17 protein-coding genes are annotated in these 15,756 nt (G+C 54.8%); 9 read left to right on the plus strand and 8 right to left on the minus strand.

Features of this window, described 5'->3' with window-relative positions; translation table 11 throughout:
- Window positions 1–45: 45 nt before the first annotated feature.
- Window positions 46–1,461: a mercury(II) reductase gene (gene merA, locus LYZ69_01670; protein MDV3277159.1), complete on the minus strand. Its 1,416-nt coding sequence runs from the start codon at window positions 1,459–1,461 to the stop codon at window positions 46–48.
- 5 nt (window positions 1,462–1,466) lie between these two features.
- Window positions 1,467–1,796: a metalloregulator ArsR/SmtB family transcription factor gene (locus LYZ69_01675; GenBank protein ID MDV3277160.1), complete on the minus strand. Its 330-nt coding sequence runs from the start codon at window positions 1,794–1,796 to the stop codon at window positions 1,467–1,469.
- 441 nt (window positions 1,797–2,237) lie between these two features.
- Here LYZ69_01675 and LYZ69_01680 point away from each other — a divergent pair, with 441 nt between their 5' ends.
- The 4 genes from LYZ69_01680 (at window position 2,238) to LYZ69_01695 (ending at window position 6,426) form a co-directional block, all read left to right on the plus strand.
- Window positions 2,238–2,741: a hypothetical protein gene (locus LYZ69_01680; protein MDV3277161.1), complete on the plus strand. Its 504-nt coding sequence runs from the start codon at window positions 2,238–2,240 to the stop codon at window positions 2,739–2,741.
- 479 nt (window positions 2,742–3,220) lie between these two features.
- A complete protein-coding gene (locus LYZ69_01685) occupies window positions 3,221–3,547 on the plus strand; it encodes a metalloregulator ArsR/SmtB family transcription factor (protein MDV3277162.1) in 327 nt (108 codons plus the stop codon).
- Between the two features lie 14 nt (window positions 3,548–3,561).
- The gene (locus LYZ69_01690; GenBank protein ID MDV3277163.1) at window positions 3,562–5,451 is read left to right on the plus strand and encodes a cation-translocating P-type ATPase; all 1,890 of its coding nucleotides are present in this window, start codon (window positions 3,562–3,564) and stop codon (window positions 5,449–5,451) included.
- A gap of 108 nt (window positions 5,452–5,559) precedes the next feature.
- Window positions 5,560–6,426: a cation diffusion facilitator family transporter gene (locus LYZ69_01695; protein ID MDV3277164.1), complete on the plus strand. Its 867-nt coding sequence runs from the start codon at window positions 5,560–5,562 to the stop codon at window positions 6,424–6,426.
- A gap of 364 nt (window positions 6,427–6,790) precedes the next feature.
- Here LYZ69_01695 and LYZ69_01700 read toward each other — a convergent pair whose 3' ends face one another.
- Window positions 6,791–7,228: a hypothetical protein gene (locus LYZ69_01700; GenBank protein MDV3277165.1), complete on the minus strand. Its 438-nt coding sequence runs from the start codon at window positions 7,226–7,228 to the stop codon at window positions 6,791–6,793.
- Between the two features lie 369 nt (window positions 7,229–7,597).
- On the opposite strand from LYZ69_01700, the gene LYZ69_01705 reads away from it, so the two are divergent.
- Complete coding sequence (locus tag LYZ69_01705) at window positions 7,598–7,816, plus strand: heavy-metal-associated domain-containing protein (GenBank protein MDV3277166.1); 219 nt, start codon at window positions 7,598–7,600, stop codon at window positions 7,814–7,816.
- A 37-nt stretch (window positions 7,817–7,853) separates the two neighbouring features.
- On the opposite strand, the gene LYZ69_01710 is transcribed toward LYZ69_01705, so the two are convergent.
- On the minus strand, window positions 7,854–8,609 hold the full coding sequence (locus LYZ69_01710; protein ID MDV3277167.1) for a hypothetical protein: 756 nt from the start codon (window positions 8,607–8,609) through the stop codon (window positions 7,854–7,856).
- An 89-nt stretch (window positions 8,610–8,698) separates the two neighbouring features.
- Here LYZ69_01710 and LYZ69_01715 point away from each other — a divergent pair, with 89 nt between their 5' ends.
- Both LYZ69_01715 and LYZ69_01720 read left to right on the plus strand, forming a co-directional pair.
- On the plus strand, window positions 8,699–9,604 hold the full coding sequence (locus LYZ69_01715; GenBank protein MDV3277168.1) for a ZIP family metal transporter: 906 nt from the start codon (window positions 8,699–8,701) through the stop codon (window positions 9,602–9,604).
- A 92-nt stretch (window positions 9,605–9,696) separates the two neighbouring features.
- Complete coding sequence (locus LYZ69_01720) at window positions 9,697–10,851, plus strand: divalent metal cation transporter (GenBank protein MDV3277169.1); 1,155 nt, start codon at window positions 9,697–9,699, stop codon at window positions 10,849–10,851.
- A 203-nt stretch (window positions 10,852–11,054) separates the two neighbouring features.
- Here the strand turns inward: LYZ69_01720 and LYZ69_01725 are convergent, their stop codons facing one another.
- Window positions 11,055–11,471 carry a hypothetical protein gene (locus LYZ69_01725; protein MDV3277170.1) on the minus strand — a complete coding sequence of 139 codons (417 nt, stop codon included), beginning with the start codon at window positions 11,469–11,471 and terminating at the stop codon, window positions 11,055–11,057.
- 606 nt (window positions 11,472–12,077) lie between these two features.
- Between LYZ69_01725 and LYZ69_01730 the strand changes: the two genes are divergently transcribed.
- A complete protein-coding gene (locus LYZ69_01730) occupies window positions 12,078–12,710 on the plus strand; it encodes a winged helix-turn-helix transcriptional regulator (protein MDV3277171.1) in 633 nt (210 codons plus the stop codon).
- 414 nt (window positions 12,711–13,124) lie between these two features.
- Here the strand turns inward: LYZ69_01730 and LYZ69_01735 are convergent, their stop codons facing one another.
- The 3 genes from LYZ69_01735 to LYZ69_01745 all read right to left on the minus strand — a co-directional run bounded on the left by LYZ69_01735 (window position 13,125) and on the right by LYZ69_01745 (window position 15,373).
- Complete coding sequence (locus LYZ69_01735; GenBank protein MDV3277172.1) at window positions 13,125–13,553, minus strand: cupredoxin domain-containing protein; 429 nt, start codon at window positions 13,551–13,553, stop codon at window positions 13,125–13,127.
- A 174-nt stretch (window positions 13,554–13,727) separates the two neighbouring features.
- Window positions 13,728–14,249, minus strand: a complete 522-nt coding sequence (locus LYZ69_01740) for a mechanosensitive ion channel family protein (protein MDV3277173.1) — start codon at window positions 14,247–14,249, stop codon at window positions 13,728–13,730.
- Between the two features lie 593 nt (window positions 14,250–14,842).
- A complete protein-coding gene (locus LYZ69_01745) occupies window positions 14,843–15,373 on the minus strand; it encodes an OsmC family protein (protein MDV3277174.1) in 531 nt (176 codons plus the stop codon).
- A gap of 141 nt (window positions 15,374–15,514) precedes the next feature.
- Here LYZ69_01745 and LYZ69_01750 point away from each other — a divergent pair, with 141 nt between their 5' ends.
- The gene (locus LYZ69_01750) at window positions 15,515–15,721 is read left to right on the plus strand and encodes a hypothetical protein (GenBank protein ID MDV3277175.1); all 207 of its coding nucleotides are present in this window, start codon (window positions 15,515–15,517) and stop codon (window positions 15,719–15,721) included.
- Window positions 15,722–15,756 lie beyond the last annotated feature (35 nt).

Genomic DNA, 15,756 nt, shown 5'->3' on the forward strand with positions numbered 1-15,756 from the left:
ACTGCCCTTTAAACCCCCGAGTTCAGGTCTTCCAATCAGTCCTTCCTACTCCGTGCAGCAACTCAGTTTCCCCACATCCTTGTAGAAGGACTGGGCGGCCAGTTTAATCGCTTCGGAGAGGGTTGGAAAGACATGAACGGTGTCAATGATGTCGACTATTGTCAGCTTGAACTTTACCGCCAGTACGCCTTCGTGGATAAGGTCGGCAGCGTGTGGGGCCAGGATGTGCAATCCCACCACGCGCTTTGTCTTGCTGTCAGCTACGAGTTTTATCAGCCCCCTAGTGTCCCCGATAATGTGCGCCTTCGGAACCAAATCCAAGGGGAGTACGCCGCAGGCGCACCTGATTCCCTTTCCGTTGGCTTCGGCGTCTGTCAGCCCCACGCTGGCCGCCTCGGGGGTCGTGAACACCGCACGAGGGCCCTCGTCAAAGTCTATTCTTTTCTTGCCGTTCCCGAAGGCATTGTTCACTGCGACCGCACCCTCCTTCGCCGCGACTGTCTCGAGCATCGGTTCGCCGATGACGTCGCCCGCGGCCCACACATGAGCCGCAGAAGTCTGCATCTCTTCGTTCACCTTGACGAAGCCCTCTGCATCGAGCTCCACGCCGGCTTTCTGCGCATCGAGATAGTCGGTATTCGGAGCCCTGCCGGACGCGAACAGCAGCTGGTCGGCGCGGAATTCCTTCTCATGACCGTTGACCGTACAGCGGACGATTCGCGTTTCTCCTCTCTGGGCCACCTCTTTGAGGCTGACTCTAGTCTGTATGTCGATGCCCTCATCTTGCAGGTATCCCCTAAGCGCGCACGAGATCTCGGGCTCGTGCTCGGGCAATATTCGCTCGCTCCGCTGGAGGATCGTCACCTTCGTCCCGAAATGGGAGTACATCTGCGCGAATTCGAGCCCCAGAGCCCTGCCACCCACCACGACCATCGACTCTGGGAGCTCCTTGAGGCTCAATGCCTCTTCGTTAGTCAGGTAGTCTACTCCCTCAGTGCCCTTCACTGGGACTACCTTGGCCTTCGCACCTGTGGCTATCAGGAACTTCTTCGCTCTGAGCGTCTTGTCACCTGCCTTCACCTCGTTTCCAGAGACAAAACACCCCCGCTCGGCCACGTATTCGACGTTATGTAGTCCCCTGAGGACGTCGGCGTACTTCTCCTTCCTGAACTTTCTAACGAGCGCATCCTTTTCCGCGATTGCTCTCTCGAAGTCCAGCTTGGTTCTGCCATACTCGATGGCGCGAAAGGAGGACCGAGCCTGTTCGTGGAAGGCGTTTCCGACTGTAATCAAGTTCTTGCTCGGTATGCAGCCGACGTTGACGCAAGTACCTCCGATCGTAGCCCCCCGGGTCGCACTTCCGCCTACCATCGCCGTTTGGACGCCGAGCTCATCTGCCTTTATCGCGGCTGCAAACGCGGCTGAGCCCTGCCCCAGGATTACGAGCTCGTAATTGTTCATGAAGACTACCTCTCCAGCGCATCGCAGGTGAGGAGGTTGCTTGCGTACTTCTTCAGATGCTCGTCAACGATTTCCAGCAGGGGAAGCATTGTTTGCTCGTTGATTGAGTATATTCTTGACTTGCCTTCTCGACTCGCGGTAACCAATCCGCAGAACTCGAGACATCTGAGGTTGTGCGAAACGTGCGTCTGTTCCAGACCGAGCTTGCTGCAGATCTGAGTGACGTTCATCCCGCCTCTTTCTCTCAGCAAATTCAGAATCCGCATTCTGCTGGGATTGGCCAGAGCTTGAAAGAACAGCGCGTGCGGCTTGGGAGTCAATGTTTCAAGTGTCACATGCGTCATATGACATTCGAGTCATATAAATCTTGCCGATGGCATTGCTGCCAGAGACTCGACCAATTCAAGACCTTAACGATGCGAAGGCTTTCAGCGCTGAAATCCGAGAATGCCTACCGTAAAGGAACCCTCCCCGCCCAGATTCACCGACGGCCGAGTCTTTCATCTGCAGCTTGTCCACTTGAGTGAATGGAAGGTTCAGGCAACGGGCGAGGGAGGTCGTAATCTTCTTTGCAACTGCCACAGCCTTCGTTCAGCTCTGGGGTTATGTCCCTCCTCTTTCGAAGAGTTTCTCCGCTCCCCCCGCTTGTCCTGGGGCGGCATTGTGCAGGAAGTTGCACAGTTTTCGCGATATCCTATCTGGGCGGTCTGGTACCCACTGTGGAGGCTGGACTCCTGTTGGCGTTGTCCGATGGTCACTTGCGGCGTCAGTCGACCTTGGACAAGCTGTTTCTTTTCGGCGCCTTCGGTGTTTCTGCGGCCCTGAGCATCGACCAACAGTGGGGAGGTCCCTTCCCGATCAGTCTTCCCGACGCGCTGACGATTCTGTTCCCGATATTCCTGTGGTTAGGGTTCGGGGGAACGTCAGGTCTCGGCCGCAAGGACGCACCAAGAATCCTGCTGGTCTTCTCAGTCGTCGAGTTTGCGATGCTCGCGGGCGACTTGGGCGATTGGGTTTCCGCATTCGTAATCCCCCCAGCTCAGCCCATTCTATTGGTGGGCGCGCGTGGAATCTACGACGGGTTGATCTTACTCCCCATCATTACCGTGGTATCCTACGCGATTTCAATCCTCTGTGTCGAGATTCTGCGTATTTTCTATTATGGCATGACGCGTCCGCATGCCCGGACCAAGGTGGTAGCGTGGGTCCTGTCCGTCCTCGCGGCATCTTCGAGCTGGAATCTCCTGTCTGGATCCACGACTGTGCCGAATAAATACTAACTAGCCGTTATTGATCAGGGTTGCCCAATCGACCAAATCCGGTGGAGGCCACGGGTTCGAATCTGGGCCGACTCAAACCCTTGTCACTGAGGCCAAGGGTTTGGGCCGGAAGTATCGGGATGTGCACAACATGGGTTCCTTCCGGCCCAACCTTCGAATCCCATTGAATTCATATCCTTGGCGACGGCCCCAGAAGTTCGAATTGGACCCGGCACGAACCCAGAAGACGGAATCAAATTCAGCACCAAGAGCAGCTCGACTCCCGTCGGGCCCGCACTCACCCGGGTTCGGTACCCGGATTCGTCTTTGGTTCTGGGTTCCAATGTATCAATACTAGTCGTCAATGACTGTCAAAAATACCACGGTTTGGTGTAAAGTGAAGGCCCCGGAACACTCTCGCCCACCCCATAGATGGAACAGAACCCAAGATGCCCTAGGAACATTTATTAATTCGATACTTCATCATATAATGAACTGTCATGCAGGTCGCTGTCGAACGTCTCAGGCTGAAGGCTAAGCTCTTCAGGGGTTTCGCTGACCCCACCAGGCTCGCGATACTCGAATGCCTCCGAGACGGCGAGGTCCAAGCGACTGAAATCGCCAAACGACTGAACCAGAGCGAGTCGAACATCTCCAATCACCTCTCTTGCCTCATGGACTGTGGTCTCGTCAAAAACAGGAGGAATGGAAGGAACGTCTACTACAGCATCAGAGTCGATAAAGTTCAAGATATGCTTGAGCGTGCTGACGAGACGCTCAAACAGGTATATGACGAGATAGCTACCTGCGTCAGATACGATCAATAGGAAAAGGGACGGAAATGGAGGAAGAGGAGGAGCATGAGCAGAGCAGGTTCAGAATACGGCTGGCTGTAATCTCTGGCATCCTGCTGGCCACGGGTCTCATTACCTTCCTCACGGATGTGCCGGCGGAGTTCAGGCAGGGGTCATTCGGCGTGTCCCTGGCCCTAGTCGCAGGACCTGTCCTCTACGACGCTCTGAAAAGGGTCAGGGAAAATCCATTCAACGAAGACCTACTCATGGGCACAGTGGGCATCGGTGCAGCGGGAATCGGAGCATGGGGGGAGGGCGCTGCCGTCCTCTTACTCTACAACATCGCTGAGCGGGTCGAGGACTACACTGTGGACAGGGTCAGGAACATTGCCAAACGAGTGGCGGGTCTCCTGCCCAAGAGGGCCCTCATCAAGAGGAACGGGAGGACAGAGGAAATTCCGATTGAAGACCTCAGCATTGGAGACATAATCGTTGTAAAGGCAGGTTGGAGAATCCCTGTCGATGGAAGGATAGTGGCTGGAAGATCTAACTTAGACCAGTCCATCATAACCGGAGAATCCATACCCGTCGAAAAGTCTCTGGGAGATAGGGTCCTCTCGGGTAGCCTTAGCGTCGACGGCTCACTTGAAGTTCTTGTTGAGAAGCCCTACAAGGAATCTACGGTCAATAGAATTGTCGAGATGGTTACCGAAGCCCACGAAAGAAAGGCCAAGATCGAGCGCTTCATCGACAGGTTCTCGCGATACTACATTCCTTCAATGATTCTTTTGTCGGCGGGTATAGCCTTGATACCACCACTGGTCTTGCATCAGCCCTTCCAGACATGGCTCTATAGGGCCCTGATAGTGCTCGTGATAGCCTGCCCAAGCGCCCTCGTAATCTCTACTCCCGTCACCGTACTGATGGGGTTGACGAGGGCCATGTGGAGCGGCATCCTGATCAAAGGGGGAAGGTACCTTGAAGAGCTGTCAAGCGTCAAGACGATAATATTCGACAAGACCGGGACCCTAACGCAGGGAAAGCTGAGAGTCTCAAGAGTGGTTCCTCTGAACGGTTTCAGCGAAGAGGAGGTTCTCAGACTCGCGGCTATGGCTGAGTCGAGATCGAGCCACCCTATCGCCCACGCGATTCTAGAGAAGGCAAGTTATGGAGTGACCGAAGGCTCGAATGGAGTACAGATGGTCGATGTTGCGGGAAAGGGAATCAAGGCCATCCTCAGTGGCAGAGGAACACTATTAATCGGCAAAACCTCATTCCTCATGGAATCCGGGGTGGAGATCAGCGAAGTCACTCCCAAATTAATGCCCTCGAGCGGCACTACGATGGCTGTAGCGCTCGATGGGAGGATGATCGGCGCAATCTACGTGGAGGATGAGATTCGTCCAGAGGCGAAGGATGTGGTGACGCAGCTTCACTCCATGGGCAAGAAAACTATTATGATGACCGGGGACAACGCAATAACAGCCCAAGAAGCTTCAACCGCGCTCGGTATCGATGAGTACTACGCGGAGCTGCTTCCCGAGGACAAGGTCAGGTTGGCCGGCCAGCTCAAGAAGAATTACGGAAACACGTTAATGGTAGGCGACGGCGTAAATGACGCCCCCGCCTTAGCGGCATCAAATGTGGGGATAGCGGTAGGCACTGCAGGGAACGACATAGCCATCGAGGCGGCAGACGTTGCGCTGATGGGCTCCGACCTTAAGGCCGTCCCATACCTCCTCAAGCTAGGTAGAAAGGCATCCACTAGGATAAAGTTCAACATCGCACTGGCACTCGCCGTCAAAGCGCTAATGATAGTCTTGGGCGCAGCGGGTCTGATACCCCTCTGGTTCGCGGTCATTGGCGATGACGGTCTGACGCTGCTGATCATAGCAAACGCTTTGCCTCTATTGAGGTTTCGCCCGAGACCTTCATAGGGGAGTTGGTTCGTGCCCAGGATTTCCCAGAACTCCGACCGTCAGGGTCCACTTGGGGAGGGGGGAAACGGTCGTGTGAGTTCACAAGGGAGGCTTCTAGTTTCCCTATTGATCTCTGGAAGCATAATCCTCCTGTGGGTCTTCGGGGGGATTCTGAGCAACAGCCTCGCCCTCCTGGCGGATGCGGGGCATTTGGCGACCGATGCGCTTTCGCTTGCGCTCGCACTCTTCGCAATGAGACTCGCCAGGAGACCTCACACGGTGGAGTCAAGCTACGGATATCACAGAGCAGAGGCTCTCGCGGCACTCATCAACGGGGCAATGTTATTCCTGATTGCTGGGTATGTTTTCTATGAGGGATACGGACGATTCCTGCACCCCCCAGGGGTGAATGGCCAGATACTCCTCCCCGTGGCAGCGGTGGGTCTCGCGGGAAATTTTGTGATGGTACTGCTTCTGAGGAAGGGTAGCGATGTCAGCATCAACATCAAAGCGGCTTTTCTGCATGTGCTGGGCGACACGTTCGCCACGATTGGCGTCATAGTGGGAGGAGTCGTGATGGTCTTGTACGGGCTCTCTGTAGTGGATGTCTTGGTGGCATCCCTGATTGGCATCTTGATTCTCCGTGGTGCGTACAAAATTGTGAGGGGCTCGCTGAGAATCATCATGGAGCAGACGCCTAAGGATGTCCGACTGACAGAGCTGACTTCTGAGATGATGAAGGTTGACGGAGTGAAATCGGTCCATGAATTGCATGTGTGGAGCCTCACCTCAGGCATGAACATGATGAGTTGCCATGTCGATGTCGACGAGCACCACCGCGACCATGAAGTCCTCGAAGCCTTGAAAAATGTCGCCGAGAAGTCCAACATCACCCATACCACCATTCAGATAGAGCATCACGAGGACCACGAAGGCTTCGTGAACATCGGTGTGAGGAATGAATCCAATGCTGACAGGCCAAGGCAAAAGTAGCATCAGCCACTTTGCCAATTGGTTCGATAGCTCTTCTCACTGAGTTGTTGGTTGTCTACCCGGCGGGCCTGTGATGGTTCGCCAAACGCTGCGACTGCGGTGATACCCGCGTTGGTGGCGAAGGAAGCAATCAAATCTTCGAAAGAACGATCGAAGTGGGGGGTCCGGTGCGTATCAACGCAGGAGGGACGCGTGACGGGGTCAGTCTTCGGGACTAGTTCTGATCCGGATGCCTCCACCTGTGCAGGACTCTCCAACGTGCATCCCCCTACAGTGGACGTCGCCAGAAGGTTTCCCATTGTGCATTTTCGGCCGCACATGTGCCAGTCATGTAGGCGTCCGAAGGCCCAGGAACTCAGCCACGTCAATCCAGACCTGATCGAAGCCATTCTTCGACCTCGTGTTGGAGTTGATGGTACAATTCGTGGGCTTCATGGCTTGCCGAACTGCTTGACCCGAGGTCCCTATTGACGAGGGCAGCTTCGAGTTTCAGCAGGCTTGTCTTCAATTTTGTCGCCAGTTCCTTCAGGGCTGCAGGGAAAAACACAGGGTCGGCCATCTCAACTGACTTCTTGACTATCGGCACAAAACGCGGGTCCAACCTGCCCTCTGAAAGGTCTTCATCCAGATGATGGAAGTCAACGGTATCTAGGACCCTGACTGCGAACCTGGTGGTCACCCTTGTCACCGCGCTTTCAAGCTTCGCCAAAGCAGTTGCGCCTATTCCGTCGCAGGATTTGAGTTCGGCAATGAGCCTGAGGACACCCTCGACCTCTCCGATGGTCTTACCTGATTCTGACAAGAGCCTCTGTAGCCGGGTTTCTTCTGGTCAGATTAAAACCTGCGTTACACACAGGCCGGAACAACCTGTTCACAATGAATCGACGAGTTGGCGAGACGGAGTTACGCTCAAAAGGCGCTGGGTCATTCTCTAGTCCACCCATGCGGCCATTTCATTGACCTCCCCTTGTCACTCTCTTTCGCACATGGGGCATTGAATCCTATCCGCTCTGTCGATTTGGATACCAAAGCTTTCCATTCCCGAGAACGACTCCTTGCCAACGAATCATTGAGCTAGATGGAACCCCAGGACAGCACAACGAGCAACATCACATTTCATCACAAAACATACGCCCTCCCTAAGTACCTTGGGGGAAGCTCTTTTCGGCGTATGGCCACAACTGAAACTGGAAACTGGGCAACTGGAGTATTCAACATAGACAATCTTGACCGTCAAGGGCGGGCTGCGGCAATAAAGAAGTCTCTCCGCAAGGTCGATGGAGTGCGAAGGGTAAGCATCAACTACGTCACGGACAATGTGCATGTTGACTTCGACCCGAGAAGAGTCTCTCCAGAAAAGATCCGGAAGATGATAGAGACGACAGGATGATGGGCGGCAACAATCTGCACCTATCCACGCGGCCTGTTCAGTCTCTACCCGGCCGTCCACGCCTCTTGTTCAAGTTCAGCAACTTGCTCACTATCTTCTCATGTTTGTATTCGTCAAAATCAATCCATTCGAGAAGAAGTCGAACGACCGGGTGGTCCACCTGAATGTTGTCCCTGAGGCTCGCCTCACCCGCCGAGTCCTCTATGGAAAGCATTGCCCTGAGCAACTTCTCATCGGGTAGTGCGCCTCCAGATTCACTTCCCGCTTCAAGCCAGGACAGGATTTGTGAAACGACATCACCATGCCTTATGCTGTCCGACGCTATCATCCGGAGCAACAGCTTCGTGTGATCATCCGAGGTCTGGTTCGCCAGCTCAAGATACTTTTCCGCGGCGGTCAGCTCCAGCTCCAGCCTTCTTCTGAGAAGTTCTGGAACGACGCCTCTTCCTGATTTCTCGGGTCGACTCCGGACAACTTTCAACCCGCCGCTCATGACCATCAACGCCCTAGCGGTATCGAGCAGCTCGGATGTCTCTACTCCTCCGAGACCGGAACGAATCCTCTTGACAAGTTTTTCCTCGAGTGGGTCCAGCAGAGCGTCGATTGATGTGATTCCCTGAACGGCGGCCCCCCTCCTATGCTTCAGGTATTGGGTGACGGCGGGCTGAGTGACTTTCAGCGCCCTCGCGATGTCTTTGACTTTGAAGCCTTCGCTGGCAAGCCTTTCTGCGACCTTTGCCCTGATTACGGGTATGAGTCGCTCTTCGCTCTTTACATCATGAATTGTGGACATGCGTGTCTCCGTGTCCATGTGCTGACTTTTTTGGTGTTAATAACAGTGTTATCCATATCACATAACATCGTTACCGATAAATATTACATATGTTATGCCCTTCTCCCAAGAGGCGTGTCAGACTGATAGACTATCCGCAGCTTCTAATCTTGGGAGCCATCGCCGGCTTCACGATCTTCCTCGGCCTGCCTCTCGCAGTGCTTCAGAATGTAAGCTCTCGCAAGAAAGGCTTCCTCAATGCCATCGCAATCGGAATCCTTGTGTTCCTGATTATCGACGTCTTCAGCCACGCGTGGGATACCGCGTCCGGTGCCGCCGCAGATGCCTATGTAGGGAAGGCAGCGCCCGGCAACGCAGTCCTTGACCTCATCGCCGTTTTCGGCGGTATCGCGATCGGGCTTCTCGGACTGGTATTCTACGAGGCTAGGTACATGACGAAGACGACCGCCGTCGTGGCTCAGCAGCCACAGACGGCCGAGAGCAGTTCCAGAGGAGGCTCCCAAGCCCAATTGCAAACTTGGCTTCTGGAGGACGTGAGCGCCTACAGACTCGCGATGATGATAGCCATAGGAATCGGCGCCCACAACTTCAGCGAGGGTCTCGCCATCGGTCAATCATATGCCTCGGGCTCGATTGGACTCGCCCTGATTCTCATAATCGGATTCGGGGCCCACAATGCGACTGAAGGCTTCGGGATAGCGAGCCCTCTGACCAGCCTCGTGAAGAGGCCGAGCACCCGCTTCCTAGCGACGGCAGGTCTTGTCGGTGGCGGGCCCACCTTCCTCGGCACTGTCACAGGGAGCCTGATCGGAGTATCCGACTTCACATACGTACTGTTCCTGAGCATCGCGGGTGGTGCCCTGGTCTACGTTTCGATGCTGATGTACAACACCGGAAGGAGGCAGACAACGAATCGCACCCTGATGATTGGAATCTTCGTCGGGCTCTGTGCCGGGTTCCTAACGGACCTGATCGTCACGCTCGGCGGAGCGTGATTGGGGCTACAGTAACCCGATGTGCGATGTCAGGGAGTGCTGCCGCTCTTAGGTCGTTTCTTTCCGTAGTAGGTCCAGCATGGGTGGTCATGATGGCCGATGTCGATGCCCCTAGCGTGATAACGGCTGGAGAGAGCGGGGCAGCCTTTGGTTATCACCTCGTGTTCGTCCTGCTGATCCTGATCGTGCCCCTCTTCTTCATTCAGGAGGCCTCAGGAAGACTGGGGGTAACCACCGGCAAGGGATTGGCGGAGGTCATCAAGGACAACTACTCACGGAGAATGGCCGTGCTTGCCTCTCTACCGATGTTCATCACCGACTTCTTGAGCTACACTGTGGAGTATGCGGGCATAGCCGTGGCGCTCGAGATCTTTGGGGTGCCTCCCCTCGTCTCTCTACCCGCGATTTTTCTAGTTCACGCCTCTCTCGTGTTCACCGGGAGCTACAGGAGGACAGAGAAGATCCTGCTCCTTGTCTCTGCTATCCTTCTCTCCTCATACATCCTGGATGCATTCCTGGTCAAGCCTGACGTCGGCCAACTAGTCGCCGTGGGACTGTCGCCATTCCAGCCATTCTCCCAACCATCATTCGGATACCTGATAGCCGCCAACGTCGGGGCGGTGATAATGCCGTGGATGCTCTTCTACCAGGCAGGGGCAGTTGCCCAGAAGGGGTTGAACAGGAGCCATGCCTCCCATGAGAGGCTCGAGACGCTTCTCGGAGCGATAGCAAGCGAAGTTCTCATGGTAGCGATAGTCATCGTGTCCGCTTCCATCGGTTCGGTTGACTATCTTTCGCCTTCCTCGCTTGCAAAGGCGTTTGTCCCCCTGGCAGGAGAGTATGCCTACCTGATTTATGGCCTGGGGCTCGGCTCGGCGGCATTCCTCGGACTGGTCGTCGTCTCATTGGCAAGCACATGGGGCATCGCAGAAGCGCTTGGATGGAGGAGAAGGATAGGTGAGAAGTTCTCACTGGCCAGGAACTTCTACCTCGTTTACCTTTTGGAGACCCTGCCAGCGGTCTTCATACCGCTCATCTTCACGAATCTCGTGAATCTCATGCTGACCCTCATGGTCATCTTCGTCTTCGTAACCATAGTTCCTGCCGTAATGCTGGGCGTCATATGCTCCAACAAAGTGGTGATGGGAGCCAACGTGATGGGACCAAAGTGGAGGCTGATGTACTGGTCCATGCTGGCATTGGTCGTACTCACGGGAATACTTACCATACCGGCTCTTCTGGGCTAACATGAGAATTACACCGGCATGTCTGTTATGGAAAAGCAGGCTGGTAAATCTGCGAAGACTTGTCGGTGTAGACGCTTCAGCCCTGGCGACTTTCTCGAAACCCTCCGGGTTTAAGTCTCTTCGGACCCGTTCCTGCACCTGGATTTACCGCAGCATTCGAAACTAGTCGTGTTCAGATTGCCCCGGCTGAATGGTCGTTCCACCTACCGGACACCCTTGTGGTCATCCCCAATTTTCACAGCTTTCATCAAGAAGACGATTCCCGCGAATCCTACGACTTCAGACGCCACAAGGTAAACCAGAGAATCGCTTTGGGCACGCGCAATTGGCCGTTCCGTATCGAGCGTGATCTGCATGTTGACAGGGCCGTCTGTGAACGAGACAGGTGTGACGGTCCCGTTGGAGACAACAGACATTTCGACGTTGACGGCTATGTGGGCAGGATAGACCCTTCCCTGTTGAGCATTGGATGTGTAACTCTCATTTGAGAAGGCAAAGGTCAGGTCGAGCGGCTTCGCCAAGTCAACGCGAGAGTAACCAGGAAGGGCCGGTGCGGTTTGCGAGGTCGCGAGCACGAAGTCGCTCCCGTTGAGGTGGAGCACCGCGGACTCGTCAAGCATCGACACATTCATGTTGCCACCGCGGTTGACCCGACTTATCGTCACGTGAACCGCATTGTTTCTATCCCAACTCCAGCTGTTGGCATACACGGCCGTGATCTTCAGGGTCAGGCCATTGGCGTCAATCGTTCTTGAGAAGACTCCGGATTCAGCTGCACCCGAGGCGAAACTAGATGGAACAATTGATAGCGCAATTAGAACAAAGCCAACTAAACCGACAACTCTCTTCAAACCACTTTCTGCGGTTGGGTCGAGTCATGCCGTAGTTCACTATGCTGGCTTTCGAACGTCAAGTCTCCGTTCACAGTGATTGGAATTTGGAAAGCGATGCGTTCTTACAGCCAGATTCGGATACCGAAGGCGAAATGGCAAAAGACCCTGTCTGCGGGATGCAGGTCAGCGAGTCCACCTCTTTCGAGTCAGTGCACATGGGGCAAACTTATTTCTTCTGTTGTCAACAGGACAAGTCCAGTTTCGACAGCAACCCAATGAAGTACGTGGGCGGACGCCAGACGAGCATGGGTCACCACTGACCCATCCTCACATTTTTGCCAGCGTAGCAGGGTACAAAGGGTTAAAGACGTAAGAGATTCGCCTGGTTTTCGATTGCCCCTCAAGCTAGACGAGACTGACACTTCAATATTGAAGGCCTTGATGAAGGACGGCAGACTCTCATTCAGACAGATAGCAGTTCAGGTTGGGGTCACAACCCCGACTGTGGAAAGCAGGGTGAAGAAGATGACCGAGTCCGGAATAATCAAGAAGATCGCCCCTATTCTCGACATTGACAAGGTGGAAAACGGGGTGGCAGCCCTGCTGATGCTGAAGGTGGAGCTCGCAGAGGTCAATTCCATCTTGGAGAAGCTGACACCCCTCGATGAGGTCCGAAGCGTCTTCCTCTCAACTGGCGTGGCCAACATGGTGGTGAGGGTGGCGACTAGCAGCAACGAAGCGTTCCAGGACTTCCTCAGTGAACGTGTGGCTTCACTCGGGGTAGACGTCGTTTCCAGCGAGGTGATCACCCGGACCGTGAAGGACGAGCAGGGAGTGGCGCTCTACGGTGAAATGGCTGTGGCCCTGGTCTGCGACTATTGCGGCGGCGAGATAAGCGGAAAGCCTTTCACTCTCAACGTAGGAGAAGGGAAGCGGTTCTTCTGCTGCAAGACCTGCCTTTCCAGCTACAAGGAGAAGTACGAGGCGAAGTCAGGTGCCTCTTCAGGAGCAATTTGGAACGGTTGAATGCCCGTCAGCCCTGCTTGGGACGATTTGGAGTCTCGAAAGCCAACGCCAGCCAACCGTTCATTCTGTAAACAAGCAAGGTAATCTATCTGGCGTCCGGTTTGCCCGCCGGCAGGTAACGAGGTTGACCGACCCCGGAAAGGAGCACTGCAAGACCTGTGGAATGGAGGTCGACCCTAAGAACGCATGTCGCACTGAGATTGGCGGGAGGTTATTCTATTTCTGCAGGGCCCGGTGCAAGTCCGACTTCAAGAAAGCCTACTTCAGAAGAACTACTGTCGCTCCCATCAATGCGCCGAAGGCACCCGAGAAACACGCAGGATGCCACGGGTAGGCCGCAAGGACCGTGGAACGGCGTCGGTCACGCGTCGGGAGGCGAGGGGAACCTTGACTGGCACAGATTTTGAAAGGAATCTAGGTCACAGTTACCTTCCCGACCATTGTCGGATGGTATTCGCAGTAATAGTTGTAAGTCCCTTGATTCGTGAAGACAACTAGAGCACTCGATTCTCCGTAGCCCAGCACGCCGGTGTGAAATGCGCCCCCTCGTTCGGCGACCTCATGGGGGACGCCATTGCCCACAGAGTCATTATTGTAGAAGACAATGGAATTGTTCACTCCAATTGTCAGCGTCACAGAGTCTGGCATGAATGAATGGTTCGCGCTTGCGGTGGCGTACGGGACGATGGTTATTTGGATGGCTTTCACTCCACTTGGGAGACCGACGGTCTCGTGGGGAGGCGGGACCATGGGCTGATGAACGAATTGGTAGTAGCCCAGCAACGCAGCGAGAAGAATCACTGAACCTGCCACGAGAGCGAACAGTGGCTTGTTCGAGTTCATGTGCTCGATGCCTCGCGAATTTCTTCAGAGACCAGGAAGTACTTCTTGCCCGCTTCGCGATTCAATTGGGGCACGGCGCTCCCATCTTTCGCCTCTTGCTGAGTTGTCTTCAGGGAGGAGGCGGCATTGCGCCTCATTTTCTTAGCTGAATTGCGGGACTGAATCGTGCTCCGGTCATCGAGCATGGCCAAGCTCCAATCTCCTCGAAAGTCGCCCCAGCGCGGTGTAGTTGGTGAGAGGGCCGCCGGCAAGCAGACAGTTGCCTGTTACGGCGATATCGCCGTCATCCGCCTTCACCCAAGTGTTCCTGAGAGTCACTTTGACGATCTGTCCCTTCACTCCGCTGAACTGGATTGTATCGTTGAGGCTGAGGATGTTGCCATTCAGAAGGAACAGTCCTGAAACCACGTTGGACAAAGTGGTTTGAAGGGCGAGCGTTACGGCGATTCCCGCGATACCCGAGATTGCAAGTGTGGTGAACTCTTCCATGATGCCCGTTGTGTGGGCGATGCTCACCACCGCTATGGTGATCCAAATCGCGGTGATCCCCTCTCGTACTGCGCGCAGAGTTGCGTTGGAAACACCGTTTCTTTTCCCTGCGGCCCTGATTATCCGCGTGAACGCTTCGCCCACTAGTAACGCAGCGACGGCCATGGCCGCAGATTCCAAGAGCAGACCGAGAGCCGTGTCGACCATCTTCCATCGCCAAGCCTACCGCGTAAGCAATCCTCCCAGCTAGGAGAAGCAGGAGAGGCTGCATAGATTACCGTGCCTGTTTACAGGACGAATCGACTGACGGTCCGGATTTTCAAAATGAGAGAAATCTGGCCAGGTCGCTTAACAGATTCGAAGCCCGATCCATCGCAAAACCTCGCTGACGACGCGATCGGAGAGTTCGTGCCCGGTCCGATGTGAGTGCGGAACTCTGAAATACGCTCTCGAGGAGAGCTTGGCTGTGCCAAGGAAGATTCAGATTGAGAACGATTCGGAAGTGAAAATCGGTGGGCTACATCTACGCAATGCGACTGGGAATGCAATCCGCGTCACCTACGATGGGGAGAAAGCCGTGCTGGACGTTGTGGAATGCTGCATTGGGGAAACCGCGCAGACGCCACACGAATCCTTGCCTGCGTCTTCGGGGAAGACATCCTCGCTTGGCAATAAGCAGCGCGACTCGAGCGATTTGATTCTGTAGCCATTGCAGCACATCGTTTCACCGGCCACCTACCGAAGAGGAGGCTTCTGTTAAGCCATCCGGTATTCGGCCTGAAAGGCGCAGACTCTGATGGTCATGCCAAGTGTGCGTCGACCCTTATCACGTGGGTCATGCTGTATATCGCAGGGCATCGTTCCTCTGCTTTCTTCAGGAGTCCCTCAAGCCTATCCATATCCGCGTTTCTGCTGCTGGCTTCGATCACGATGTCTAGTCCTTCAGTTATCGGCTCGTCAGCCACGTCGAACGTCTTGGCGAAGTTGATGTAGCATTGGGCGTTCACTTTCAAGCTAGTCAATTCGACTCCGTCTATCGCGGCCACCGTGGCGAAGGTGCTAACGAAGCATGAGGTCATTCCAGCTATGCAGTAGGCCATAGGCCCAAGCCTGTTTCCATCGCCGCCGAGGTACGACGGAGAATCTATCTCTATCACCTGGTTCCCCTTTTCGTACTGCATTTCGGTCCTGAACTGGTAGCCCTTCTCCTGGTCAAGGTTCCATTCTCCTTGCAAGGCCACCTTCTTCCTCAGGGCAGACGGTTCCCTCTTCCCTTCTTTGGCCGTCTGTGCTATCTTGTCCAGATCCACAGAATTGACGACTTTCGGCATAACAGAACATCCCGCCGTCTCGACTCTTAAGCCTTGGCCAACTCGCTAGGCAGCTTTCTTGCCGTTTCGAAAACCGGGGCCGGTAATTGGTTCATCCTGTAAACAGGCACGGTAATGTATGCAGCCCCCCTACGTACAGCGGTGATTGGAAGCGTGTTCGGAATCGGAAAGAAGTTCTGTTACACGTGTGGAATGGAAGTCAGTGGGAACCAATACCAGCGGTTCGGAAAGTACTTCTGTTCGGAGGAGCACGCGCAGCAGTACACTGAGCAGATGCAGAAGTCGAGGCAGGAGCAGCTGGCTACGGCTCAGCAAACGAAGAGCAGTGACCAGTGCGGCGGCTGCTAGCCTTGAATTCGCGCTCGCCCGAACAAGACGGCGGG

It is taken from the genome of Nitrososphaerales archaeon, assembly GCA_032906765.1.
In the GTDB taxonomy this organism is placed as follows: Archaea; Thermoproteota; Nitrososphaeria; order Nitrososphaerales; family Gagatemarchaeaceae; genus DASPPF01.

What these genes read in the sequence shown, in the direction of transcription:
- LYZ69_01725 (MDV3277170.1), bottom strand. Translation starts at nt 11,471, where the DNA reads ATGCTTGACGAGTCCGCGGTGCTCCACCTCAACGGGAGCGACTTCGTG.
- LYZ69_01720 (MDV3277169.1), top strand. Translation starts at nt 9,697, where the DNA reads ATGGCCGATGTCGATGCCCCTAGCGTGATAACGGCTGGAGAGAGCGGG.
- LYZ69_01715 (MDV3277168.1), top strand. Translation starts at nt 8,699, where the DNA reads ATGTTATGCCCTTCTCCCAAGAGGCGTGTCAGACTGATAGACTATCCG.
- LYZ69_01705 (MDV3277166.1), top strand. Translation starts at nt 7,598, where the DNA reads ATGGCCACAACTGAAACTGGAAACTGGGCAACTGGAGTATTCAACATA.
- LYZ69_01710 (MDV3277167.1), bottom strand. Translation starts at nt 8,609, where the DNA reads ATGTCCACAATTCATGATGTAAAGAGCGAAGAGCGACTCATACCCGTA.
- LYZ69_01690 (MDV3277163.1), top strand. Translation starts at nt 3,562, where the DNA reads ATGGAGGAAGAGGAGGAGCATGAGCAGAGCAGGTTCAGAATACGGCTG.
- LYZ69_01685 (MDV3277162.1), top strand. Translation starts at nt 3,221, where the DNA reads ATGCAGGTCGCTGTCGAACGTCTCAGGCTGAAGGCTAAGCTCTTCAGG.
- LYZ69_01740 (MDV3277173.1), bottom strand. Translation starts at nt 14,249, where the DNA reads ATGGTCGACACGGCTCTCGGTCTGCTCTTGGAATCTGCGGCCATGGCC.
- LYZ69_01735 (MDV3277172.1), bottom strand. Translation starts at nt 13,553, where the DNA reads ATGAACTCGAACAAGCCACTGTTCGCTCTCGTGGCAGGTTCAGTGATT.
- LYZ69_01745 (MDV3277174.1), bottom strand. Translation starts at nt 15,373, where the DNA reads ATGCCGAAAGTCGTCAATTCTGTGGATCTGGACAAGATAGCACAGACG.
- merA (MDV3277159.1), bottom strand. Translation starts at nt 1,461, where the DNA reads ATGAACAATTACGAGCTCGTAATCCTGGGGCAGGGCTCAGCCGCGTTT.